Below are 22,420 nucleotides of genomic sequence, written 5' to 3' on the forward strand. Positions count from 1 at the left end.
CTGCGCGTCGTGCGAGACTAGGGGGCGTGACTTCCTCACCGCGCCCGACCCCAGGTACTCGGCTCGATCCCTGGTTCGGTGCGTACGCCACGCGCGCGCACAAGATGCGGGCGTCCGAGGTGCGTGCCCTCTTCGCGGTCGTCAACCGGCCCGAGGTCGTGTCGCTCGCGGGCGGTATGCCCAACCTCGCCGGCCTGCCGCTCGACACCATCGCGGACACGGTGCAGCGCGTCGTGGCGACCCAGGGCCTCTCCGCCCTGCAGTACGGCTCCGGGCAGGGTCACGAGGTGCTCCGTGAGCAGATCCTCGACGTCATGCGGCTCGAGGGCATCGAGGCGCACCCGGACGACGTCGTCGTGACCACGGGGTCCCAGCAGGCCCTCGACCTCGTCACGCGCATCTTCATCGACCCGGGTGACGTCATCATCGCCGAGGCCCCGAGCTATGTCGGTGCTCTCGGGGTGTTCCGCTCGTACGAGGCCGACGTCGTCCACGTGCCCATGGACGAGGACGGGCTCATACCCGAGGCCCTCGAGTCGACGCTCGCCTCCGTCGTGGCGCAGGGCCGCCGCGTGAAGCTGCTGTACACGATCCCGACGTTCCACAACCCGGCCGGCGTGACCTTGAGCCCCGAGCGCCGACCACGCATCCTCGAGATCGCGAAGCGGTACGGGGTGCTCGTCGTCGAGGACAACCCGTACGGGCTCCTCGGGTTCTCCGGCGACCCCGTCCCCGCGTTGCGGTCCATGGACGACGAGGGGGTCCTCTACCTCGGGTCGTTCTCCAAGACGTTCGCCCCGGGGTTCCGCGTCGGGTGGGTCGTCGCGCCGCACGCGGTGCGCGAGAAGCTCGTGCTGGCCTCCGAGTCCGCCATCCTCTGCCCGTCCAACGCCTCGCAGATGGCCATCTCCGCGTACCTCGCCTCGAGCGACTGGAAGGGGCAGATCAAGTCCTTCCAGGTCATGTACCGCGAACGCCGGGACGCCATGGTGTCCTCGCTCGCCGAGCACCTGCCGGACGCCTCGTGGACAGTGCCCGACGGGGGCTTCTACACGTGGGTCCGCCTCCCACCGGGCCTCGACTCCAAGTCGATGCTGCCGCGGGCCGTCACAGGACGTGTGGCGTACGTGCCCGGGACGGCGTTCTTCGCCGACGGGACGGGCGCTGACCACATGCGTCTGTCCTTCTGCTACCCCACCCCCGAGCGCATCCGTGAGGGTGTGCGCCGCCTCGCCTCGGTCGTCAACGCCGAGCAGGAGCTCGTCGAGATCTTCGGGACGAGCCCTTCCCTCGACGACGTCACCGACGTCGACAACCCTGGACCGGATACCGCATGAGCACCTCTGACCTTCGCGTCGTCATCCTCGCCGGAGGCCTGTCCCACGAGCGCGACGTCTCGATCCGCTCCGGACGTCGCGTCGCGGAGGCGCTGCGCTCGGTGGGCACCGAGGCCACCGTGCACGACGTCGACGCCGACCTCGTCCCGATGCTCCGGGAGGTCAAGCCCGACGTCGTCTGGCCCATCCTGCACGGCGCCAGCGGCGAGGACGGATCGCTCCGGGACATCCTCGAGCTGCTCGACGTGCCCTACGTCGGTACGGGGCCGCGCGCGAGCAGGATCGCCTGGGACAAGCCGGTCGCGAAGTCCGTCGTGGCCCGTGCCGGACTCGCGACCCCCGAGTACGTCACGCTGCCCCAGAGCCTCTTCCGGGAGCTCGGGGCACGGACGGTCATGTCCGCGGTCGTCGACCGGCTCGGTCTGCCTCTCGTCGTCAAGCCCTCCCGTGGCGGCTCCGCCCTGGGCGTCACCCTCGTCACCGATGCGGCGCACCTCCCACGGGCGATGGTCGACTGCTTCGCCTACGGGGACACGGCGCTCATCGAGCGCGCGGTGGTCGGCACAGAGGTCGCTGCGTCGGTCGTCGAGACCGCTGACGGTCTCACCGTCCTCCCGCTCGTCGAGATCGTCACCGACGGTCCGTACGACTACGACGCGCGCTACAACCCCGGCCGTACCGAGTACTTCTGCCCCGCGCGCCTCTCGGAGGCTCAGGAGTCGAGCGTCGTCGCGTTCGCCCTCGCCGCCCACGAAGCCCTCGACCTGCGGCACGTGTCACGGACGGACCTCATCCTCGACGAGCACGGCACGCCGCACTTCCTCGAGGTGAACGTCGCCCCCGGGATGACCGAGACCTCCCTGCTGCCGCAGTCGGCCCTGGCGTCGGGCCGTGCCCCAGCGGCGCTCTACCAGGGCATCGTCGAACGCGCCGCCGGCCGGGCCTGAGCCCGTCGGCGCCGGCTCGCACCGAGGCCCACCTGGTCAGGGGGTCTTGAACAGCCCGTCCTCTTCGGGGGCCATGACCGCGAGGATCCGGTTGAGGTCCTCGACCGAGGCGAACTCGACCGTGAGCTTCCCTTTCGTCTTGCCGAGATCGACCTTCACCCGGGTCTCGAACCGGTCCGAGAGTCGACCTGCGAGCTCGTCGACAGCCTGGCTCCGGCCCCCGCGACGCGGACGCCGGACGACGGGCTTCTCCTCCGAGGACGCGCCGCCGAGCGCCACGATCTCCTCGGTGGCTCGGACGGACAGTCCTTCTGCGACGATGCGCTGCGCGAGGCGTTCGATGTCTGCGCCGTCCGCGAGACCGAGCAGCGCGCGGGCGTGCCCGGCCGAGAGCACCCCGGCCGCGACGCGGCGTTGGACGAGCGGTGGAAGCCGCAACAGACGCAGCGTGTTGGAGATCTGCGGCCGCGAACGCGAGATGCGTGACGCCAGCTCCTCGTGGGTGCACCCGAAGTCGTCGAGGAGCTGGCGATAGGCCGCGGCCTCCTCGAGCGGGTTGAGGGCACTGCGGTGGAGGTTCTCCAGGAGCGCGTCCCGGAGCAGGTCGGCGTCGTCGGTCTCACGGATGATCGCCGGGATGACCGTGAGACCGGCCTCCCGCGACGCGCGCCAGCGGCGCTCACCCATGATGAGCTCGTAGCCTGCGCCGTCGGGCTCTGTCCGGACGACGATGGGCTGGAGCACACCGATCTCGCGGATCGAGCCGACGAGCTCCGCGAGGTCGTTCTCGTCGAACACCGTACGGGGCTGGCGGGAGTTCGGGCGGATGCTGTCGATCGGAAGCTCGGCAAACGTCGCGCCGGGCACCGGGACGAGCTCGGTCGGCGAGAGGTCGCCCATCGCGGCGGCGTATGTTTCACGTGAAACAGAGGAGATCTCGCGCGGGCCGGTACTCACGGTGGTGGAGCCCTCCGCGACGCGCCCGCTCCCGTCATTCAACCCGGACCCGTCAACCGGACCCGACGCCGGACGGCGTTCGGTCACCGGTTTGAGCACGCCGGACATGGCGGCTGAGCGTCCGGACGCGGTACGCCTCCGGGCGGTGGTCTGTCGGGCCGCTCGGGTCGCCGACGACTCGTCGGCCGCTCCCTCGTCCCGCCCGGGCGTGGGCGCCGAGCCACCTCGGTCCGCATCCGGGGACGAGGGAGCATCAACGCCTGCCCCAGGACCGTCGGGTGCGTCGGAACCCTCAGCGACCATGTCGTCGCTGTCCACGACTGTGCTCGTGGGAACGAGAGCGTCCATGACCCCCGCCGCGCTCCCCGGTCGCGGTGCACGCGGCTCGTTCGGGAAGAAGACATCGACGGGCCGGTCGCCCGCGGCCACCGTGGGGATGAGCGCACCGAGTCCCCGGCCCAACCCGCGTCGCTTCTCACTCATGGTCGTACCTTCCCATCTCTGAGCTGCTGCTCATACGCCCGGCCGGTGTCTCGGAGCGGACCGGGCCGGTCATGCCACGACCGCACGCTCAGCAAGCTCCCGCGCGGCCTCGCGGTACGCGAGAGCGCCGGTGGAGTTCGGTTCATAGGAGATGACGCTCTGTCCATGGCTCGGTGCCTCCGAGACCCGCACAGACCTCGGCACAGCCGTCTGGAGCGTCTGCTCCGGGAAATGTTCCCGGACCTCGGCAGCAACCTGCTGCGCGAGGTTCGTCCGGGCGTCGTACATGGTGAGCAGGATCGTCGAGACGTGCAGCGCCGGGTTGAGGTGCGCCTGGATGAGCTGGATCGTCTTGAGCAGCTGGCTCAGCCCTTCGAGCGCGTAGTACTCGCACTGGATGGGGATGAGCACCTCCCGGGCCGTGACGAAGGCGTTGAGGGTGAGCAGCCCGAGGCTCGGCGGGCAGTCGACGAGGACATAGTCGATCCGCTCCTCCCCGGCCGCTGCTCGGCGCTGGAGGTAGGCGTCGAGGGCGCTGCGCAGTCGTGTTTCACGTGAAACAAGCGACACGAGCTCGATCTCTGCTCCGGAGAGGTCGATCGTCGCGGGGACGCAGAGGAGGTTCGGGAAGTGCGGGCAGGTCTGGATGCTCTCCTCGAGAGGAGCGCCTTCCACGAGAACTTCGTAGACGGACGGGGTGCCCGACCGGTGCTCGATCCCGAGCGCGGTCGACGCGTTGCCCTGGGGATCGTTGTCGATGACGAGCACGTTGAGCCCGCCCTGCGCGAGGCTCGCAGCCAGGTTGACGGTCGTCGTGGTCTTGCCGACGCCACCCTTCTGGTTCGCCACCGTGATGATCCGCGTGTCACGGGGCCGCGCGAACTGGTGCCCGTCGAGGGACACCCGTCGGCGGGTGTCCTCGTGGAGCTGCGCCGCCAGGGGCGTCGAGTCGTCCACCGCCGGCAGGCTGCTGAGGATCGCGTTGACCCGGTCGCCCCGCGTCCACATCTCCCGTGGGACTGTCGCCGTCGGCCGGGTCCCTGAGGACTCCCGGTCTGGTGTCACGGCCACTCGAGTCTCCTCCACGTGCTTGTCTGCCACTGGGGCTCGTACCCGAGGTGCTCGTCTGATCCGCCGCGGGAGACCCCGCGCGGGACGGTCATCTCCGCGGCCCGTGCTTACCCTACGCGGCGTTGTCAGTCATGTGGGGCACGCCCCACCGGGAGATCCCCCGAACGGTGAGAATCACACGGACGGGCTCCGACACCGTCACGAGAAGACCGACCGCCACGGAGGTCGCGCCTATCCCTTCGTGGAGCGGACCACGGTTGTCGTCTCGGCGCCCTCGACGGTGCGTGCCTCAAGGATCTCCGGCTCCGACATCCGATGCTTCCGGAAGGTCTTGCGCGCGGGTTCGATCTCGCGCGCCACGTTGCGTCCCTTGAGGATCACCAGCTGGCCGCCGCGGTCCAGCAGGGGAAGCGACCAGGCTGCCAGCTTGTCCAACGAGGCAACCGCGCGTGAGGTGATCGCGTCCACCGTCATCGCGCCGTGGAACTCCTCGGCGCGCCCGCGCTTGATGATGACGTTCTCCAGCCCGAGCACCTCGACCATCTCCGTGAGCCACTGGCACCGCTTCTCCATCGGTTCCATGAGGATGACCGTGAGGTCCGGCCGCATGGCCGCGATGACGAGCCCGGGCAGGCCCGCGCCGGAGCCGACGTCGATGACGCTGCCACTGTCGGGCAGGAAGGGGACCACCGCCGCCGAGTTGAGGATGTGCCGGTCCCAGATCCGGTCGAGCTCACGTGGTCCGATGAGCCCACGCACCTCGCCCTGGGTACGGAGCTCGTCCGCGAACCGTGCCAGGGTCGGGTACGCGTCACCGAGGTAGGCGCGTACCGCGTCGGGGTCGAGCGTGTCCATCGGGCTCCTCAGAAATCGGCACGGATCGTGTTTCACGTGGAACGGTGGTCGTCCACCGCCCTCGCTCAGGGCGTTGCGCTGACCTCGATGTGCCGGTTGGGGTCGACGCCGAACGACTCGCTCACGAGGCCGGCATCGGTCACGACGTCGTGGACGACCTTGCGCTCGAAGGCGTTGAGCGGCGGCAGCACGACCTTCTCGCCGGTCCTGCGGACCGTCTCGATGGTCTGCAGCGCGAGGGCGGTGAGCTCGACCTTGCGCCCGGCCCGGTATCCCGCGACGTCCAGCATCAGCCGGCTCCGCTCCCCGGTCTTGGTCTGCACCGCGAGCCGGGTGAGCTCCTGCAGCGCGTCGAGGACCTCGCCGCCCTCCCCGACGAGCTGGCTCAGGGAACCCTTCTCCTCCGCGACAACCTCGACGGCGGCACGCCCGTGATCGATGTCGATCTCGATGTCACCATCGAGGTCGGCGATGTCGAGGAGCTCCTCGAGGTAGTCAGCGGCTACCTCCCCCTCCTCCTCGAGGAGGCTGTCCTTGTCGGGCAGGATCTCCTCGTCACGCGGCTCGGGCTGGTCCACGGCGGCGTCAGATGAAGCAGTCACGTCACTCTCCATTCAGCAAGAAGTTCGCAGGTTCCGGTCGAACCGTCGTCACCGCTTAGAACCCTTCGCGCCCTTCGGGCGTGGCTTCGCCTTGCCCGGCCGCGGGGCAGATCCCGGCTTGGTCGGAGCTGACTTCTTCGTGAGGTCCGGTCCGGACCCGGTCGTACCGCCGCCAGAGCTGGTGGTCGCAGCCCCAGGAGCGGTCTCGCTGCCCCCGGATCCGGGCGTGGGGGTCGCCGCCGGGGTCGTCGTCGGGCCGGCCGCCGGACGCGGCTTCTGGCGGTCCTTGCGCTTGGGCTGCTGACGCTGCCCGCGAGGCTGCTCGATGACGGTGGGGCGGGTCTCCTCGATGACGATGCCCTTGCGCGCAGCGCGACGTGCCTTGCGCTCGTTGAGCAGCCGCTCCGCCTCCGATCCGGGGGCCGGCATCCTGCGGATCGTGTAGAACTGCTGGCCCATGGACCAGAGGTTCGTCGTCGTCCAGTAGATGAGCACACCGATGGGGAAGTTCACGCCGGAGATCCCCATGATCACGGGGAGCATGTAGAGCATGATCTTCTGCGTCTGCATCATGGGGCCCTCGAGGGCCGCCTGAGGCATGTTCTTCATCGTCAGCTGACGCTGGGTGAGGAACTGGGTGGCCGCCATGGCGACGATGAGCACACCAGCCACGATCTTCGTCGTGAGGCTCGTGGGCTCGTGCAGGAACGAGGAGGAGAGCGGGGCGCCGAACAAGGTCGAGCTCTCCGCGGCGCGCGCGACGACCTGATCGATCGGACCGATGGGATCGGCGGTGCCGTCGGCGATCGCCTTGAGACGGTTGAGCACCCGGAACAGCGCGAAGAACACCGGTGCCTGGAGCAGAACCGGCAGGCAGGAGGCGAACGGGTTGGTCTGGTGCTTCTTGTACAGCGCCATGGTCTCGCGGCTCATCGCCTCGCGAGACGCGGGATCCTTCTTGTTCTTGTACTTCTTCTGGATCGCCTGGAGCTCCGGCTGGATCATCTGCATCCCGCGGGAGGCGCGGATCTGCTTGAAGAACAGCGGGATCATGACCGTGCGGATGATGATCACGAGACCGACGATCGACAGGACCCAGGCGAGCCCGGCCCCGTCGGACATGCCCAGCAGCGTGAACACCTTGTGGCACAGGTACATGATCCACGCCACGACCCACTCGATGGGGTAGAGGAACGCGAAGAAATTCATTGCTGCTGCTCCTAGTGCACGCCTGTCCTGCTCGAACCACCGGGTAGGCCCCTGGCGGGAAATCTCGTGACCGTTAGCGGTGTCCTGCCGCGTGCGGACGTACGTCCGGGACGTCGTCGATCCCACCCGGGTTCCACGGGTGACACCTACCTAACCGCCGGACGGCCAGCCAAGTTCCCCGGAGCGCCCCGTGCCGCTCGATCGAGGTGACCGCGTAGCTCGAGCACGAGGGGTAGAACCGGCAGCGCGGTGGTGAGAGCGGGGAGATCCACCGCTGGTAGGACCGGACCACAGCGAGAAGGATCCGAGAGACGCCCTTCATCGCTGGGCCTCTCGCCGAGCCAGCCTGCGCACGCACCCGAGGTAGTCGCTCTCGAGCTGGTGCGAGTCGGCGTCGGACGCCGCTGGAAGGGCTCGCACGACGACGAGGCTCCCGCTGGTCAGGTCCCCGAGGTGCCTGGCCACGATCGCACGCATCCGGCGCTTGACCCGGTTCCGCACCACTGCGTTCCCCACGGCCTTGGATACGACAAAACCGACCGATGGACCGTCCACCTCGTCCGACGAGCGGGCGAGGTGGACGACCATGGTCGATCGTCCGGCACGCGCACCCGCGCGTACCGCTCGGTCGAAATCGTCCGAGCGACGCATGCGGTGCGGTGCAGGCAGCACCGAGGTCAGGCGGAGAGCTCGGTGCGGCCCTTGCGACGGCGGGCAGCGAGGATCGCACGACCGGCGCGGGTGCGCATACGCAGGCGGAAGCCGTGCGTCTTGGCACGACGCCGGTTGTTCGGCTGGAAAGTCCGCTTAGTCACGAGGTACTCCAAAAAACGTCGGGGAAGCACGTCCTCGATGGACGTGCCGTTCACCACTCCGACGAACGCTGCGACATGACCTCGACCTGGGTCGTGGACCTGCGCACTGAAGGCATGCGGAAGCGACGGGAATGGCTATGAAACGGTACGTGGCGCAGGGCCTGCCGGTCAAACCGCGGATCCACGGTGTTCTCCACAGGTGTGGATGATCGCCGCCCACGTGTGGACGATCCGTCTGGGGAACAGGTCGTCGACCACCCGGGAGAGGCCGTCATACGGGCTGAGAGCCGCAGGATCCCCAGGTTCACCACCGTCGATTCCCGATGCCCACAGGTTGTGGAAAACTATGTGGACGACAGTTTCCCGTGGGACGCTGCAGACCCGGTTCTCCACGGGTCCGTGCAGACGAGCGCCGGATGTCGCTAGCCCGTCCCCCGCCCCGCAGATGGGCGCCACCGCCCGTGCAGGGTCAGATCAAGGAAGTCTCCAGGAACACCATGGCCAACCAGGACGACATCGGCGGGATCTGGAAGCAGGCGATCGCGGAGCTCGAGGCGAGCCCGGACATCACGCCCCGCCAGCTCGCCTTCGTCAAGCTCGCCAAGCCCCTCGGGGTCTTCGACGGCACGGTGATCATCGCCGTCGCCAACGACCACACCCGGGACTACCTCGAGACGCGGGTCCGGGCCGAGGTGGTGCAGGCGTTGTCGAACGCTCTCGGACGCGACGCCCGCTTCGCGATCACCGTCGACCCGGAGCTCGGTTTCGACCAGGAGGCCGCCGTCTCGCCGGTCGTCGCGGCCCCCGCTCCCGAGCCCATCGACTTCGCGGCGCGCGACGACTCGGCAGAGCTGGGTGAGATCACCCGACGGCGCGCGACGCTGTCGATGGCATCCGGTGGATCCTCCAAGAGCGCGGTCGAACCGGCGCGGCTCAACCCGAAGTACCTGTTCGAGACGTTCGTCATCGGCTCGTCCAACCGGTTCGCCCACGCCGCGGCGGTCGCGGTGGCCGAGGCCCCGGCAAAGGCCTACAACCCCCTGTTCATCTACGGCGACTCGGGGCTCGGCAAGACCCACCTCCTGCACGCGATCGGCCACTACGCGTACAACCTCTACCCGGGCGTGCGCGTGAAGTACGTGAGCTCCGAGGAGTTCACGAACGACTTCATCAACTCGATCCGCGACGAGAAGGCTGGTGCGTTCCAGCGCCGCTACCGCGAGGTCGACTTCCTCCTCATCGACGACATCCAGTTCCTGCAGGGCAAGGAACAGACCGTCGAGGAGTTCTTCCACACCTTCAACACGCTGCACAACGCGAACAAGCAGGTGGTCATCACCTCCGACCTTCCGCCGAAGCAGCTCAACGGGTTCGAGGACCGGCTGCGCTCCCGTTTCGAGTGGGGCCTCATCACCGACGTGCAGCCCCCGGACCTCGAGACGCGTATCGCGATCCTCCGCAAGAAGGCCAGCGGGGAGCGTCTTGCTGCTCCCGACGACGTCCTCGAGTACATCGCCTCGAAGATCTCGTCGAACATCCGTGAGCTCGAGGGCGCCCTCATCCGGGTCACGGCCTTCGCCAACCTCAACCGGCAGCACGTCGACCTCGCTCTGGCCGAGATCGTGCTCAAGGACCTCATCACGGACGACGACGCCTCTCAGATCACCGCGGGCAGCGTCATCGCCCAGACCGCGGCGTACTTCGGTCTGACGATCGACGACCTCTGCGGCAGCTCGAGGTCGCGTGTGCTCGTCACGGCTCGGCAGATCGCGATGTACCTGTGCCGGGAGCTGACGGATCTGTCGTTGCCGAAGATCGGGCAGCAGTTCGGCGGACGGGACCACACGACCGTGATGCACGCGAACCGCAAGATCACGGAGCAGATGGCGGAACGCCGGTCGACCTTCAACCAGGTCACGGAGCTCACGAGCCGCATCAAGCAGCAGCACCGCGGCTGAGCCGGCCGCGGTGCCACCCGGTGGACCGCAGGTGGCCGGGGGGTGACTGCACAGCGAATGTTCACACCTGTGCATAGCCCTGTGGACAGCCGTGGACCAGTGCCGCTCAGCCTGTGGATAACGTCGGCGGAACGGTGGACGCTCGTCGGTGGAAAACCCGTCGTCCACCGAAGTGACACGTCATCCACAGGGACGACGACTGTCGCCGCACAGACCAACCTTGCGTGTGACCTGCGGCAACACCCTCGATCCACAGGTTCCACAGGTGCTACTACAACGACTACTCATCTCTCAGAAGGACATCCACACGCCTTCATTGCCGTGCCGCGCCCACCGCGCGACACCGACCACGCCACCTCACATCTGCCCCTCCGGGGCAGTCGCCACCTACAGAGAGACTCGCGTAGGGTTCAACCACGTCGACCGCTGGAAGGACTACGGACGACGCCGATCGTGGTGCTGACCCATTCCGGGCCGTCAGCACCTGACGCATGCCGACGAGGCGTGCCCAGGAGGGGTGTGCAATGAAGTTCCGGGTCGAACGCGACGTGCTCGCAGAAGCCGTCACCTGGACAGCTCGCACCCTCCCGACCCGCCCTCCGGCACCAGTTCTCGCAGGCGTGCGCATCGACGCCGCGAGTGACGGCACCCTGGGTCTGTCGAGCTTCGACTACGAGGTCTCTGCACGTTCTGAGATTCCCGCCGAGGTCACCGAGCCGGGCACCGTCCTCGTGTCCGGTCGCCTCCTAGCGGAGATCTCGCGGTCCCTGCCAGCGCGTCCCGTCGACTTCGTCGTCGAGGGGTCCAAGGTCACGGTCACCTGCGGAGCAAGCCGCTTCACCTTGCTCACCATGCCGGTCGAGGACTACCCGGCGCTGCCGGTGATGCCCGACATCGCGGGTGCCATCACCGGTGAGGAGCTGACGAATGCCGTCGCCCAGGTGACGGTCGCCGCGAGCAGGGACGACACGCTGCCGCTGCTCACGGGCGTCCGTGTCGAGATCGAGGGGGAGAACATCACGCTCCTCGCCACGGACCGCTACCGGCTCGCGCTCCGTGAGCTCACCTGGAAGCCGGCGTCACCGGACATCTCCACGGTCGCGCTCGTCCGCGCCCGGACGCTCTCGGACGTCGCGAAGTCTCTCGGCGGCGCGGGCGAGGTCAACGTCGCACTGTCGACCGGGAGCGGGGTCGACATCATCGGTTTCGAGGCAGGCGGCCGGCACACGACGTCGCTCCTCGTCGACGGCGACTACCCCCACGTGCGGCGTCTGTTCCCGGACGAGACCCCCATCCATGCGGTGATCCCGACGCAGCCGCTCATCGACGCCGCGAAGCGCGTCGCCCTCGTCGCAGAACGCAACACCGCGATCCGCATGAGCTTCTCCGAGGGCCAGGTCGTGCTCGACGCAGGCCAGGGCGACGACGCGCAGGCATCAGAGGCCCTCGAGGCGGTCCTCGTCGGGGACGACATCTCGGTGGCGTTCAACCCCCAGTTCCTCCTCGACGGGTTGGGAGCGCTGGGTACACCGTTCGTGCGGCTGAGCTTCACGCACCCCAACAAGCCTGTCGAGTTCACCGGGCAGGGGTCCCTCGACGGCGAGGACAGCTCTCACTACCGCTACCTGCTGGTGCCCATCCGCTTCGCCAGCTGAGCCAAAGGAGATGCACACGTGCGCATAGGCCTCGTCGGACTGGGGAAGATGGGCGGGAACATGCGTTCCCGCCTCCGCGCCGGCGGCATCGAGGTCGTCGGTTACGACCGCGATCCGCAGGTGTCGGACGTCGCATCCCTCGCTGACCTGGTCGCTGAGCTCCCCGCGGGCGAGCGGTTCGTGTGGGTGATGGTGCCCGCCGGGGACATCACGCGGGCCGTTCTGACGGACCTCGCCGGACTGCTGAGCGAGGGTGACGCTGTCATCGAGGGAGGGAACACGCACTACGTCGAGGATGCAGCCCGTGCGGCGGAGCTCGCCGAGCACGGCATCGGGTACCTCGACGTCGGGGTCTCGGGCGGTGTCTGGGGTCTCGAGAACGGGTACGGGCTCATGGTCGGCGGCGACGTCGAGCTCGTCGCCCGCGCGATGCCGATCTTCGACGCGCTGCGGCCGGAGGGCCCGCGCGACGAGGGATTCGTCCACGCCGGGAAGGTGGGGGCCGGGCACTACGCCAAGATGGTGCACAACGGGATCGAGTACGGCCTCATGCAGGCGTACGCCGAGGGGTACGAGCTGCTCGACGCCAAGGACATCGTGCTCGACGTCCCGGGGACCCTCAAGGCGTGGACACGGGGTACGGTCGTGCGGTCGTGGTTGCTGGACCTGCTCGTCAAGGCGCTCGAGGAGGACCCCTCTCTCGCGGAGATCAGCGACTGGGTCGAGGACTCGGGTGAGGGCAGGTGGACCGTCGACGAGGCGATCGACTCAGCGGTGCCGCTCCCGGTGATCTCTGCGGCACTCTTCGCTCGGTTCGCCTCCCGCCAGGGGGCGTCGCCCGCGATGAAGGCGGTCGCCGCGCTACGGCACCAGTTCGGTGGGCACGCGACCCGTCCCGCCGACGGCTGACCGCCCGACGACCTTGTTCCACGTGAAACACGACGCCCCCGCGGGGTAGAGATCCGTAGGTCTGATGTACGTCTCGCACCTCTCGCTCCTCGACTTCCGCTCGTACGAGCAGGTCGACGTCGAGTTCACCCCCGGCATCAACGCTCTCGTCGGCCCGAACGGCCAGGGCAAGACGAACCTCGTCGAGGCCATCGGGTACGTCGCGACGCTCAGCAGCCACCGGGTCGCTGCGGACGCCGCCCTCATCCGTGCCGGGGCCTCACGAGCCGTCATCCGCACGCGGATCGTGCGGGGCGACAGGGCGAGCGTCGTCGAGATCGAGCTCGTTCCGGGCAAGGCCAACCGTGCACGTCTCAACCGGGCACCTGTCCAGCGGCCGCGTGACGTCCTCGGCGTCGCACGCACCGTGCTCTTCGCGCCCGAGGACCTCGTCCTCGTCAAGGGCGACCCCGACGCACGTCGCCGGTTCCTCGACGAGCTGACCGTCCTCCTCGTGCCACGGATGGCCGGGACGTTGTCCGACTACGACCGGGTCCTGCGCCAGCGCAGCGCGCTGCTCAAGTCTGCTGGCGCAGCGCGTCGCTCGTCGTCCGCCCCGGACCTGCGGACGCTCGACGTCTGGGACGCGAAGCTCGCGCAGACCGGCGCCCAGATCATCGCGCTGCGCCAGCGCCTCGTCGCGGCCCTGCGGGCGCCCGTCGCCACGGCCTACGAGCAGGTGAGCGCCGGGCAGGGGCACGCGGAGATCACCTACCGTTCGTCCCTCGTCGCCGCGATGGGCGGTGACGAGATCGCGCAGTACGCGGAACCGGCGGACGTCGCGGTCGTCGAGTCGCAGCTGCTCGAGGCGATGGCGGCCGTCCGCACCAAGGAGCTCGAGCGTGGTGTCTGCCTCGTCGGACCGCACCGCGACGAGCTCGTCCTCACGCTCGGCGGCCTGCCTGCCAAGGGCTATGCGAGCCACGGTGAGTCGTGGTCCTTCGCCCTCGCGCTGCGTCTCGCGTCCTACCGGTTGCTCACCGACGGTCCGGACCTTCCCGTGGCGGGCGACGACGAGACGTTCTGGTTCGCCGAGTCGGGACCGGACACGGAGCCGATCCTCGTCCTCGACGACGTGTTCGCCGAGCTCGACGTCCGCCGTCGCTCCCGGCTCGCGGACCTCGTCGCCGGTGCCGGCCAGGTCCTCATCACCGCCGCCGTCGCGCAGGACGTGCCGGAACAGCTCGTCGGGACGCACCTCGAGGTGCGGGGAGGGCAGGTGCGCCGTGCCGACTGACCCTGACGACGCGGTGCGCCCGGCATCCGGGGGCCGGGACGACGCGGCGGACGACGCCGCGCGCGACGATGCGGGCGAGACCTCGGACGGGTCTCCGGTCGTCGCCGACGGACGGCCCGTCGGCGAGATCATCGACCTCACGCCACCAGGGGACGTTGCGCGTGAGGCCCTGAACCGGGCGCGTGCTGCCGCGCGGGCGAAGGGTCTCTACCCGGGTGCGCAGCGTCGTCGCATCCTTGCCGAGCCCCCGCGCAGCGGTCCGGGCAAGGACGGGCGCGACCCGAAGCTCTTCGCGGAGACGCTCGCCGCCCTGCTCCAGCAGCGCGGGTGGGTCCAGGAGGTGTCGGTCGGCGGCGTCATCGGGCGGTGGCGGGAGGTTGTGGGCGCGGACATCGCGGACCACTGCACGCCCGAGACCTTCGAGGATCACGCGCTGGTCGTCCGGGCGGACTCCACGGCGTGGGCGACGCAGATCCGGCTGCTCGTGCCACGGTTGCTCGCCCTCATGGAGCAGGAGGTGGGTCAGGACGTCGTCCAGTCGATCACGGTGCTCGGCCCGGCCGGCCCGGGGTTCGGCAAGGGGTTGCGGTCGGTGCGCGGGCGCGGAGTGCGGGACACGTACGGGTGAGGGGTCGGGCCGTCTCTTGCCGTCGCGGGTGCCCGCAGGAGCATGATCCCCACCTGTGGGCAGCCCTGTGGAAATCTCGTGTGAATCCCTGAGATTTCGCTGTTCTCCGGTAGACTCAGGGGTGGAATTCCGATCGCTGACCGCGATCGGAGAAAAGCAGCCCCCCAGCTTCCAGCCCGGTCCGAGAACTGTCTCGCCCGGGCTGGACCACGGTGTGCTGCAGAAGGACTGAGGAGCACCACCACCCGTGGCAGAATCCAACGACGCCGCCGTTCCCGAGCCGACGACTCCGGTCGGAGCGGTCCGCGACGACAGCTACGACGCCAGCGCGATCACCGTCCTCGAAGGACTTGAAGCAGTCCGCAAGCGTCCCGGCATGTACATCGGCTCCACCGGTGAGCGTGGCCTCCACCACCTCGTCTACGAGGTTGTGGACAACTCTGTGGACGAGGCCCTCGCGGGCCACTGCGACCACATCGAGGTCACCCTCCTGGCCGACGGCGGTGTCCGCGTCGTCGACAACGGCCGTGGCATCCCGGTGGGTATCCACCCGACCGAGGGCCGACCCACCGTCGAGGTGGTCATGACGATCCTGCACGCCGGTGGAAAGTTCGGCGGCTCCGGGTACGCGGTCTCCGGTGGTCTGCACGGCGTGGGCATCTCTGTCGTCAACGCGTTGTCCTACAAGGTCGAGACCGAGGTGCGACGCGAAGGTTTCACGTGGAACCAGTCGTTCCGCGACGGGGGCAAGCCGTACGGGCCCCTGCGCCAGGGTGCTGCGACCGACGAGACGGGCACGACACAGACGTTCTGGGCCGACCCCGAGATCTTCGAGACGACGGACTACGACTTCGAGACGCTGCGCGCCCGCTTCCAGCAGATGGCCTTCCTCAACAAGGGCCTGCAGATCACGCTCACGGACGAGCGCCCGGAGCACACGGGCACCGATGACGAGGTCACGGGCGACGAGATCGCCGGCGCGACTGCCGGGGACGACGTCGCGATGCCGGAGAAGTTCCGCTCGGTGACGTACAAGTACGAGCACGGGCTCCTCGACTACGTCGCGCACCTCAACTCCGCCAAGAAGGTCGAGGTCGTCCACCCGGAGATCATCGCGTTCGAGTCCGAGGACACCGACCGCCGCATCTCTCTCGAGATCGCGATGCAGTGGACGAACGCGTATTCCGAGTCCGTGCACACCTACGCCAACACGATCTCGACGACCGAGGGTGGGACGCACGAGGAGGGGTTCCGGGCAGCGATGACCGGGCTCATCAACCGGTACGCCCGCGCGAAGGGCATCATCAAGGAGAAGGACGAGAACCTCACGGGGGACGACATCCGTGAGGGCCTCACGGCCGTCATCTCGATCAAGCTCGGCGAGCCCCAGTTCGAGGGGCAGACGAAGACGAAGCTCGGCAACACCGAGGCCAAGACGTTCGTCCAGTCCGTCGTCAACGACCGGCTCGGCGACTGGCTCGACTCCCACCCGGGCGAGGCGAAGGACATCATCCGCAAGGCGATCCAGGCGTCCCAGGCCCGCCTCGCCGCCCGCAAGGCGCGCGAGGCGACCCGGCGCAAGGGTCTGCTGGACTCGGGCAGCATGCCTGGCAAGCTCCGCGACTGCCAGTCGAACAAGCCGGAGGAGTGCGAGGTCTACATCGTCGAGGGTGACTCGGCAGGGGGTTCCGCGGTCCGCGGACGCAACCCCCGGACCCAGGCGATCCTGCCCATCCGCGGAAAGATCCTCAACGTCGAGCGCGCACGACTCGACCGCGCCCTGGGCAACCAGGAGGTCCAGGCCCTCATCACCGCCTTCGGCACGGGCATCGGTGAGGACTTCGACATCGACAAGCTCCGCTACCACAAGATCGTGCTCATGGCCGACGCCGACGTCGACGGACAGCACATCTGCACCCTGCTCCTCACGCTGCTCTTCCGGTACATGCGCCCGCTCATCGAGCACGGCATGGTCTACCTGGCCCAGCCGCCCCTCTACCGGATCAAGTGGTCGAACGCGGACCACGACTACGTCTACTCCGACCGGGAGCGTGACGAGTACATCCGCGTGGGCACGGCCGCCGGCAAGCGTCTTCCCAAGGACAACGGCGTGCAGCGGTACAAGGGTCTCGGCGAGATGGACTACTCCGAGCTGTGGGACACGACCATGGACCCCGAGCACCGCACCCTGCTGCAGGTGACGCTCGACGACGCCATGGCTGCCGACGAGATCTTCGCGGTGCTCATGGGCGAGGACGTGGAGTCCCGACGCAACTTCATCCAACGCAACGCCAAGGACGTGCGGTTCCTGGACATCTGAGTGCCGGGAGCGGGCGCGAGCCCGTTCCCTCCCCGAGCCCCAGGACCCCCGACGGCGGACGCGCCGGACATCGAACGAGGTAGACCGTGACTGACGACCAGACTCCAGACCCCAGCACTCCCGCCCCCCGCCCCTGGACGGGCGCCGCGATCGAGCACGGCAACATCGAGCGTGTCGACCTGCAGCTCGAGATGCAGCGGTCGTACCTCGACTACGCGATGAGCGTCATCGTCGGGCGTGCTCTTCCGGACGTGCGCGACGGGCTCAAGCCCGTGCACCGCCGCGTCATCTACGCGATGTACGACGGCGGTTACCGTCCCGACCGGGCGTTCTCCAAGTGCAGCCGCGTCGTCGGTGACGTCATGGGCAAGTACCACCCGCACGGTGACACGGCGATCTACGACGCGCTCGTGCGCCTCGTGCAGGACTGGTCGCTGCGCTACCCGCTCGCCGCCGGGCAGGGGAACTTCGGCTCGCCGGGGAACGACCCCGCAGCCGCCCCCCGGTACACCGAGACACGCATGGCACCCATCGCCATGGAGATGGTCCGGGACATCGACAAGGACACCGTCGACTTCCGGGACAACTACGACGGCCGCACCCAGGAGCCGTCGATCCTGCCCTCGCGGTTCCCGAACCTGCTGGTCAACGGCTCGTCCGGCATCGCTGTCGGCATGGCGACGAACATCCCGCCGCACAACCTCCGCGAGGTCGCGGAGGGCGTGCAGTGGTACCTCGACCACCCCGACGCGTCCCGTGAGGAGCTCCTCGAGGCTCTCATGGCACGCATCAAGGGACCGGACTTCCCGACGGGTGCGACGATCCTCGGTCACCGGGGCATCGAGGACACCTACCGCACGGGTCGCGGTTCCATCACGATGCGGGCGGTCGTCAACGTCGAGGAGATCCAGAACCGGATCTGCCTCGTCATCACCGAGCTGCCCTACCAGGTCAACCCCGACAACCTCGCGGAGAAGATCGCGACCCTCGTCAAGGAGGGCCGCATGCAGGGGATCGCGGACATCCGCGACGAGACGTCCGGTCGGACCGGCCAGCGCCTGGTCATCGTGCTCAAGCGCGACGCCGTCGCGAAGGTCGTGCTCAACAACCTCTACAAGCACACGCAGCTGCAGGACAACTTCAGCGCGAACATGCTCGCGCTCGTCGACGGCGTGCCGCGCACCCTGAGCATCGACGCGTTCGTCCGGCACTGGGCGGTGCACCAGCTCGAGGTCATCGTGCGACGCACGGCGTACATGCTGCGCGAGGCCGAGGCGAAGATCCACATCTTCCGCGGGTACCTCAAGGCCCTCGACGCCCTCGACGAGGTCATCGCGCTCATCCGCCGCTCGCCCGACGCCGACCAGGCTCGCACGGGCCTCATGGAGTTCCTCGACATCGACGAGCTCCAGGCGACGGCGATCCTCAACATGCAGCTGCGCCGGCTCGCTGCGCTCCAGCGTCAGGAGATCATCAACGAGCACGACAAGCTCGAGCGGGAGATCCTCGAGTACCAGGACATCCTCGCCAAGCCGGAACGTCAGCGCACGATCGTCTCCGAGGAGCTCGCGGACATCGTCGCGCGGTACGGCGACGAGCGACGCACGACGATCGTGCCCTTCGACGGTGACGTGTCCATGGAGGACCTCATCGCCGAGGAGGAGGTCGTCGTGACGATCACCCGCGGCGGGTACGTCAAGCGCACGCGCAGCGACAGCTACCGTGCGCAGAAGCGTGGCGGCAAGGGGGTCCGCGGTGCTGCGCTGCGCGAGGACGACATCGTCGACCACTTCTTCGTCACGACGACCCACCACTGGCTGCTGTTCTTCACCAACCTCGGCCGGGTGTACCGGGCCAAGGCGTACGAGCTGCCCGAGGGTGGCCGTGACGCGAAGGGTCAGCACGTCGCCAACCTCCTCGCGTTCCAGCCGGGCGAGCAGATCGCGCAGGTCCTCGACATGCGCGACTACGACGCGGCGGAGTACCTCGTGCTCGCGACCCGGCGTGGGCTCGTGAAGAAGACCCGGCTGTCGGAGTACGACTCCAACCGCAGTGGCGGCGTCATCGCGATCAACCTGCGCCAGGACGAGGACGGCCGGTCCGACGAGCTCGTCTCCGCGCGGCTCGTCGACTCGACGGACGACCTCATCCTCGTCTCCCGCAAGGGCCAGTCCATCCGCTTCACGGCGAGCGACGAGGCGATGCGCCCGCTGGGCCGTGCGACGTCGGGTGTCACGGGCATGAAGTTCCGCGGCGACGACGAGCTGCTCGCCATGGACGTCGTGCGGGAGGACGCCAACCTCTTCGTCGTGACCGAGGGCGGTTTCGCGAAGCGCACCCGGGTGAGCGAGTACCGGGTCCAGGGCCGTGGCGGGCTGGGCATCAAGGTCGCCAACCTCGTCGAGGCACGCGGGGATCTCGTCGGAGCCCTCGTCACGGAGGAGGACGACGAGGTGCTCGTCATCATGGAACGCGGCAAGATCGTCCGTTCTGCGGTGTCGGAGGTCTCGCTGACCGGTCGCACCACGCAGGGCGTGACGTTCGCCAAGCCGGACAAGAACGACAAGATCATCGCCGTCGCGCGTAACGTGGAGCGCAACCTCGGTGCAGCGCTCGAGTCGGGCGAGGTCCCCGAGGCCGCTGACGAGACCGGTGCCGTACGCCCACCGGTCGATGCCAGCACCGAGCACGCCGAGCAGGACCCCGATGCCCCGGGCACGCACGACGAGGCCGGGGCGAACGAGACAGCTGACACTGCAGAGCCCGAGGAGACCCGATGAGCCGTGAGACGACCGAGAAGGTGAGCACCGCCGACGGGGCGAAGGGCAAGGCGACCATGCCTCCCGTGCCGGCTCCCGGGCGCTCCGACGCGCCTGAGGCTGCGACGCCGCCGAACGGCACGCCCGTCGTCCGCCAGCCGGAGCGTACGGGGACGCCACCCACGATCGCTCCGGCGTCGGGTCCCGCGGCACCGAAGACGGGGGCGACCAAGACGGGATCGACCACGACGGGGTCGACCACGACGGGGGCCGTCAAGACCACGGCCACGCAGAGCGAGCCCGCGGGCACGGCGACGTCGGTGAAGGCCGGGGACGGCTCTGGAGCTGCGACCAGCACGGGGACGAGCACTCCCCGCACGGCACGCCCGGTGGGCTCCTCGGCGGCGTCGGCGGCCACCACAGCGCCGAAGAAGCTTGCTGGCGCCCCCCGCAAGGTCCGGCTCTCGATCTCCCGCATCGACCCGTGGTCGGTGATGAAGCTCTCGTTCCTGCTGTCGATCGCCATGGGCATCATGCTCGTCGTCGCCGCGGTGGTCTTCTGGCTCGTCCTCGACAGCCTGCACGTGTTCACAGAGGTCAACGACATGATCGTGCAGATCCTGCAGAGCGACAGCCAGACGCCGGACATCCTCCAGTACGTCGAGCTCAGCAGGTTCGTGTCCGTCGCGACGATCATCGCGATCGTCGACGTCGTCATCTTCACGGCGCTCGGCACGATCGGGGCGTTCCTGTACAACATCGTGGCTGCGCTGGTCGGCGGGATCCACCTGACGATGACCGACGACTGACCCAGGTCCGGTCCCCGCGGGTCGGCACGCCGCAGCGTGCCGCCCCGCGCCCACGGATCTGTGAGAGGTCGCCAGTTTGAGCCCGACCGGATCCGTGGGGTAAGGTCAAGCGCTGCGTCAGGCACGGCCCCCGGGCCTGCACGGCCGGCGTGTTGGGGCCTTTAGCTCAGGCGGTTAGAGCGCTTCGCTGATAACGAAGAGGTCGGAGGTTCAAGTCCTCCAAGGCCCACTGCTGGAACCCACCGAGGGGGAACGTGTGAAGAAGCTCGTGCTCGTCCTGTGTGCTGCTGGCGCGGCTGTCGTCGCCTGGCGGAAGTACAGCGAGCAGAGCTCGGATCGCGACCTCTGGTCAGAGGTCACGGACTCCGTGGACTGACCCGGGTTGCCCGGCATCGTGCCGGGACAGCACGCGGGGCCATGGCGCAATTGGTAGCGCACCTGCTTTGCAAGCAGGGGGTTAGGGGTTCGAGTCCCCTTGGCTCCACCACAGCACGTACGAGAGAGCCCCGGTCGACGCAGTCGACCGGGGCTCTCTTCTTCTCTTTTCACGACTCTGTCTTTCGGTGACTCTGCCCTTCCGTGACTCTGCATGGCTCCGCCCGCTGCGCTGAGTCACCCCTCCCGGACATGACGAAGGGCCCGACCACACCGCGGCCGGACCCTTCGTTGGAACGAGCTGAGCAGCCCTACTTCGTGTCGCTGCTGTCGCTGCTGTCGGGGGCGACGTCCTCACCGACGACGTCGGACTCGAGGACGGCACCAGCCTCCGTGACGACGGCCTCGTCGGCCTTGTGCTTGGGTGCGTCGCCGGAGGTGAGGATGTCTGCGGGTGCGTCGACGAGCGGAGTCGCGACGTCGTCCGTGGCGAGCTCCGCCGAGACGCTCTCGCTGGAGGCGATGTCGGGGTCGATGCCCGTCGCCGCCGGGGTGTCCGACTTCTTCGTGCGCGGTCGGGTCGTGGCCTTCTTCGCGGTGGCCTTGGCGCCGGAGATCTTGTCCGAGACCTTCTCCGAGATGTCCTCGACAGACCCGGCGACCTTCCCGGAGACCTCGCGGCTCTTTGCGACGGCCGCGCCAGCGGCCTCCCCGACGGCCTCTGCGGCGTCACCCACGGCGCCCTTGGCGTCGTCGACGGCCTCGTCGAACACGCTCGCGTCGACCTTCTCCCACGGCTCGGCCCACGGGTCCGTCGTGGGCTGCGACCGCTTCCACAGGACGTACGCGCCACCAGCGGCGGCCACGCCGCCGACGATCCACCACGCCTTGCCGGACTTCTTGTGCTGCTTCTCCGCGAGCTTGGCCGCCTCGGCGAGCTTGAGCGGACCCTTCTGGGAGGCAGCCGCCAGGGAGTTCGCCAGGTGCGTCGCGCCAGAGGTCGTCTTCGCTCCGGCGACCTCCACCCCGCGCACGGTCGCCGAGGCGGACCTCTCGGCAGCAGCGTTGATGGCCGCCACGACCTTCGGGACGATCTCGTCGACGAAGCGCTCGTGCGCGGAGTCGATGACGGGCGCGGCCTTCTCCGCTACCCGCTCGACGCGGGGTGCGGTGGCCTTGAGGGTCTCGTTCCAGGCCTGCTCGATGCGCGGGGTGGCCCAGTCGACGACGGCGTCCACCTTGGGCGCCCCCCAGTCCTTCGCGTGCACGGCAGCGCCCTTGGCCTGGCCGGCGAGCATCCCCGCGGCGTCCGCCGCGTGGTGCGCTCCGACCGTGACAGCTGCGGCGACCTCGGCCGCCTGGTTCTTGAGCTTCTCGGCGTCGATCTTGTCTCCAGCACCGCGCGCGAGCTTCTTCATACCGTCCGACATCCGTACTCCCATGGTTCGAGGGGCA

Annotated in this window: 20 protein-coding genes and 2 tRNA genes; 13 read left to right on the top strand and 9 right to left on the bottom strand. The window is 68.7% G+C overall.

Annotated elements, in window-relative coordinates:
- Nucleotides 1–104: 104 nt before the first annotated feature.
- Nucleotides 105–1,337 (top strand): aminotransferase-like domain-containing protein, encoded by a 1,233-nt coding sequence (locus AC2AXK_RS02885; protein WP_484344242.1) that lies wholly within the window; start codon nucleotides 105–107, stop codon nucleotides 1,335–1,337.
- A complete protein-coding gene (locus AC2AXK_RS02890) occupies nucleotides 1,334–2,284 on the top strand; it encodes a D-alanine--D-alanine ligase family protein (RefSeq protein ID WP_484343831.1) in 951 nt (316 codons plus the stop codon). The genes AC2AXK_RS02885 and AC2AXK_RS02890 overlap by 4 nt, the downstream gene beginning before the upstream one ends.
- 36 nt (nucleotides 2,285–2,320) lie before the next feature.
- Here AC2AXK_RS02890 and AC2AXK_RS02895 read toward each other — a convergent pair whose 3' ends face one another.
- The 8 genes from AC2AXK_RS02895 to rpmH all read right to left on the bottom strand — a co-directional run bounded on the left by AC2AXK_RS02895 (nucleotide 2,321) and on the right by rpmH (nucleotide 8,276).
- A complete protein-coding gene (locus AC2AXK_RS02895; RefSeq protein WP_484343832.1) occupies nucleotides 2,321–3,724 on the bottom strand; it encodes a ParB/RepB/Spo0J family partition protein in 1,404 nt (467 codons plus the stop codon).
- Between the two features lie 69 nt (nucleotides 3,725–3,793).
- A complete protein-coding gene (locus tag AC2AXK_RS02900) occupies nucleotides 3,794–4,732 on the bottom strand; it encodes a ParA family protein (protein ID WP_484344243.1) in 939 nt (312 codons plus the stop codon).
- Between the two features lie 294 nt (nucleotides 4,733–5,026).
- Nucleotides 5,027–5,650 (bottom strand): 16S rRNA (guanine(527)-N(7))-methyltransferase RsmG, encoded by a 624-nt coding sequence (rsmG, locus tag AC2AXK_RS02905; RefSeq protein WP_484343833.1) that lies wholly within the window; start codon nucleotides 5,648–5,650, stop codon nucleotides 5,027–5,029.
- Between the two features lie 65 nt (nucleotides 5,651–5,715).
- The gene (locus AC2AXK_RS02910; RefSeq protein WP_484343834.1) at nucleotides 5,716–6,252 is read right to left on the bottom strand and encodes a Jag family protein; all 537 of its coding nucleotides are present in this window, start codon (nucleotides 6,250–6,252) and stop codon (nucleotides 5,716–5,718) included.
- A gap of 48 nt (nucleotides 6,253–6,300) precedes the next feature.
- Entirely contained in the window at nucleotides 6,301–7,461 is a 1,161-nt protein-coding gene (yidC, locus tag AC2AXK_RS02915; protein ID WP_484343835.1) for a membrane protein insertase YidC, read from the bottom strand.
- Nucleotides 7,462–7,534: 73 nt separating this feature from the next.
- Nucleotides 7,535–7,783 carry a membrane protein insertion efficiency factor YidD gene (gene yidD, locus AC2AXK_RS02920; protein ID WP_484343836.1) on the bottom strand — a complete coding sequence of 83 codons (249 nt, stop codon included), beginning with the start codon at nucleotides 7,781–7,783 and terminating at the stop codon, nucleotides 7,535–7,537.
- Nucleotides 7,780–8,112: a ribonuclease P protein component gene (gene rnpA / locus AC2AXK_RS02925; RefSeq protein WP_484343837.1), complete on the bottom strand. Its 333-nt coding sequence runs from the start codon at nucleotides 8,110–8,112 to the stop codon at nucleotides 7,780–7,782. The genes yidD and rnpA overlap by 4 nt, the downstream gene beginning before the upstream one ends.
- A gap of 26 nt (nucleotides 8,113–8,138) precedes the next feature.
- Nucleotides 8,139–8,276: a 50S ribosomal protein L34 gene (gene rpmH, locus AC2AXK_RS02930; RefSeq protein ID WP_191783193.1), complete on the bottom strand. Its 138-nt coding sequence runs from the start codon at nucleotides 8,274–8,276 to the stop codon at nucleotides 8,139–8,141.
- A gap of 497 nt (nucleotides 8,277–8,773) precedes the next feature.
- Between rpmH and dnaA the strand changes: the two genes are divergently transcribed.
- The 11 genes from dnaA to AC2AXK_RS02985 all read left to right on the top strand — a co-directional run bounded on the left by dnaA (nucleotide 8,774) and on the right by AC2AXK_RS02985 (nucleotide 21,077).
- Nucleotides 8,774–10,234 (top strand): chromosomal replication initiator protein DnaA, encoded by a 1,461-nt coding sequence (gene dnaA / locus AC2AXK_RS02935; RefSeq protein ID WP_484343838.1) that lies wholly within the window; start codon nucleotides 8,774–8,776, stop codon nucleotides 10,232–10,234.
- Between the two features lie 524 nt (nucleotides 10,235–10,758).
- On the top strand, nucleotides 10,759–11,889 hold the full coding sequence (dnaN, locus tag AC2AXK_RS02940; protein WP_484343839.1) for a DNA polymerase III subunit beta: 1,131 nt from the start codon (nucleotides 10,759–10,761) through the stop codon (nucleotides 11,887–11,889).
- An 18-nt stretch (nucleotides 11,890–11,907) separates the two neighbouring features.
- The gene (gnd, locus tag AC2AXK_RS02945) at nucleotides 11,908–12,798 is read left to right on the top strand and encodes a phosphogluconate dehydrogenase (NAD(+)-dependent, decarboxylating) (protein ID WP_484343840.1); all 891 of its coding nucleotides are present in this window, start codon (nucleotides 11,908–11,910) and stop codon (nucleotides 12,796–12,798) included.
- A 64-nt stretch (nucleotides 12,799–12,862) separates the two neighbouring features.
- A complete protein-coding gene (gene recF / locus AC2AXK_RS02950; protein ID WP_484343841.1) occupies nucleotides 12,863–14,074 on the top strand; it encodes a DNA replication/repair protein RecF in 1,212 nt (403 codons plus the stop codon).
- Nucleotides 14,064–14,702: a DciA family protein gene (locus AC2AXK_RS02955; RefSeq protein ID WP_484343842.1), complete on the top strand. Its 639-nt coding sequence runs from the start codon at nucleotides 14,064–14,066 to the stop codon at nucleotides 14,700–14,702. Before recF ends, AC2AXK_RS02955 begins: the two co-directional genes overlap by 11 nt.
- Before the next feature lie 247 nt (nucleotides 14,703–14,949).
- Nucleotides 14,950–17,022 (top strand): DNA topoisomerase (ATP-hydrolyzing) subunit B, encoded by a 2,073-nt coding sequence (gyrB, locus tag AC2AXK_RS02960; RefSeq protein ID WP_484343843.1) that lies wholly within the window; start codon nucleotides 14,950–14,952, stop codon nucleotides 17,020–17,022.
- 86 nt (nucleotides 17,023–17,108) lie between these two features.
- Nucleotides 17,109–19,802 (top strand): DNA gyrase subunit A, encoded by a 2,694-nt coding sequence (gene gyrA / locus AC2AXK_RS02965; RefSeq protein ID WP_484343844.1) that lies wholly within the window; start codon nucleotides 17,109–17,111, stop codon nucleotides 19,800–19,802.
- Entirely contained in the window at nucleotides 19,799–20,590 is a 792-nt protein-coding gene (locus AC2AXK_RS02970; protein ID WP_484343845.1) for a DUF3566 domain-containing protein, read from the top strand. Before gyrA ends, AC2AXK_RS02970 begins: the two co-directional genes overlap by 4 nt.
- A gap of 155 nt (nucleotides 20,591–20,745) precedes the next feature.
- Nucleotides 20,746–20,819: transfer RNA gene (locus AC2AXK_RS02975), tRNA-Ile, on the top strand.
- A gap of 27 nt (nucleotides 20,820–20,846) precedes the next feature.
- Nucleotides 20,847–20,966, top strand: a complete 120-nt coding sequence (locus AC2AXK_RS02980; protein WP_484343846.1) for a DLW-39 family protein — start codon at nucleotides 20,847–20,849, stop codon at nucleotides 20,964–20,966.
- 35 nt (nucleotides 20,967–21,001) lie between these two features.
- Nucleotides 21,002–21,077 (top strand) — tRNA-Ala (locus AC2AXK_RS02985).
- Nucleotides 21,078–21,276: 199 nt separating this feature from the next.
- On the opposite strand, the gene AC2AXK_RS02990 is transcribed toward AC2AXK_RS02985, so the two are convergent.
- Entirely contained in the window at nucleotides 21,277–22,395 is a 1,119-nt protein-coding gene (locus AC2AXK_RS02990) for a hypothetical protein (RefSeq protein WP_484343847.1), read from the bottom strand.
- Nucleotides 22,396–22,420: the final 25 nt, after the last annotated feature.

The sequence above is a fragment of the Sanguibacter sp. Z6_81 genome (genome assembly GCF_057180625.1).

What these genes read in the sequence shown, in the direction of transcription:
- rsmG (WP_484343833.1), bottom strand. Translation starts at nt 5,650, where the DNA reads ATGGACACGCTCGACCCCGACGCGGTACGCGCCTACCTCGGTGACGCG.
- AC2AXK_RS02970 (WP_484343845.1), top strand. Translation starts at nt 19,799, where the DNA reads ATGAGCCGTGAGACGACCGAGAAGGTGAGCACCGCCGACGGGGCGAAG.
- dnaA (WP_484343838.1), top strand. Translation starts at nt 8,774, where the DNA reads ATGGCCAACCAGGACGACATCGGCGGGATCTGGAAGCAGGCGATCGCG.
- dnaN (WP_484343839.1), top strand. Translation starts at nt 10,759, where the DNA reads ATGAAGTTCCGGGTCGAACGCGACGTGCTCGCAGAAGCCGTCACCTGG.
- AC2AXK_RS02890 (WP_484343831.1), top strand. Translation starts at nt 1,334, where the DNA reads ATGAGCACCTCTGACCTTCGCGTCGTCATCCTCGCCGGAGGCCTGTCC.
- yidC (WP_484343835.1), bottom strand. Translation starts at nt 7,461, where the DNA reads ATGAATTTCTTCGCGTTCCTCTACCCCATCGAGTGGGTCGTGGCGTGG.
- AC2AXK_RS02900 (WP_484344243.1), bottom strand. Translation starts at nt 4,732, where the DNA reads ATGTGGACGCGGGGCGACCGGGTCAACGCGATCCTCAGCAGCCTGCCG.
- rnpA (WP_484343837.1), bottom strand. Translation starts at nt 8,112, where the DNA reads ATGCGTCGCTCGGACGATTTCGACCGAGCGGTACGCGCGGGTGCGCGT.
- AC2AXK_RS02885 (WP_484344242.1), top strand. Translation starts at nt 105, where the DNA reads ATGCGGGCGTCCGAGGTGCGTGCCCTCTTCGCGGTCGTCAACCGGCCC.
- yidD (WP_484343836.1), bottom strand. Translation starts at nt 7,783, where the DNA reads ATGAAGGGCGTCTCTCGGATCCTTCTCGCTGTGGTCCGGTCCTACCAG.
- recF (WP_484343841.1), top strand. Translation starts at nt 12,863, where the DNA reads ATGTACGTCTCGCACCTCTCGCTCCTCGACTTCCGCTCGTACGAGCAG.
- AC2AXK_RS02990 (WP_484343847.1), bottom strand. Translation starts at nt 22,395, where the DNA reads ATGTCGGACGGTATGAAGAAGCTCGCGCGCGGTGCTGGAGACAAGATC.
- AC2AXK_RS02895 (WP_484343832.1), bottom strand. Translation starts at nt 3,724, where the DNA reads ATGAGTGAGAAGCGACGCGGGTTGGGCCGGGGACTCGGTGCGCTCATC.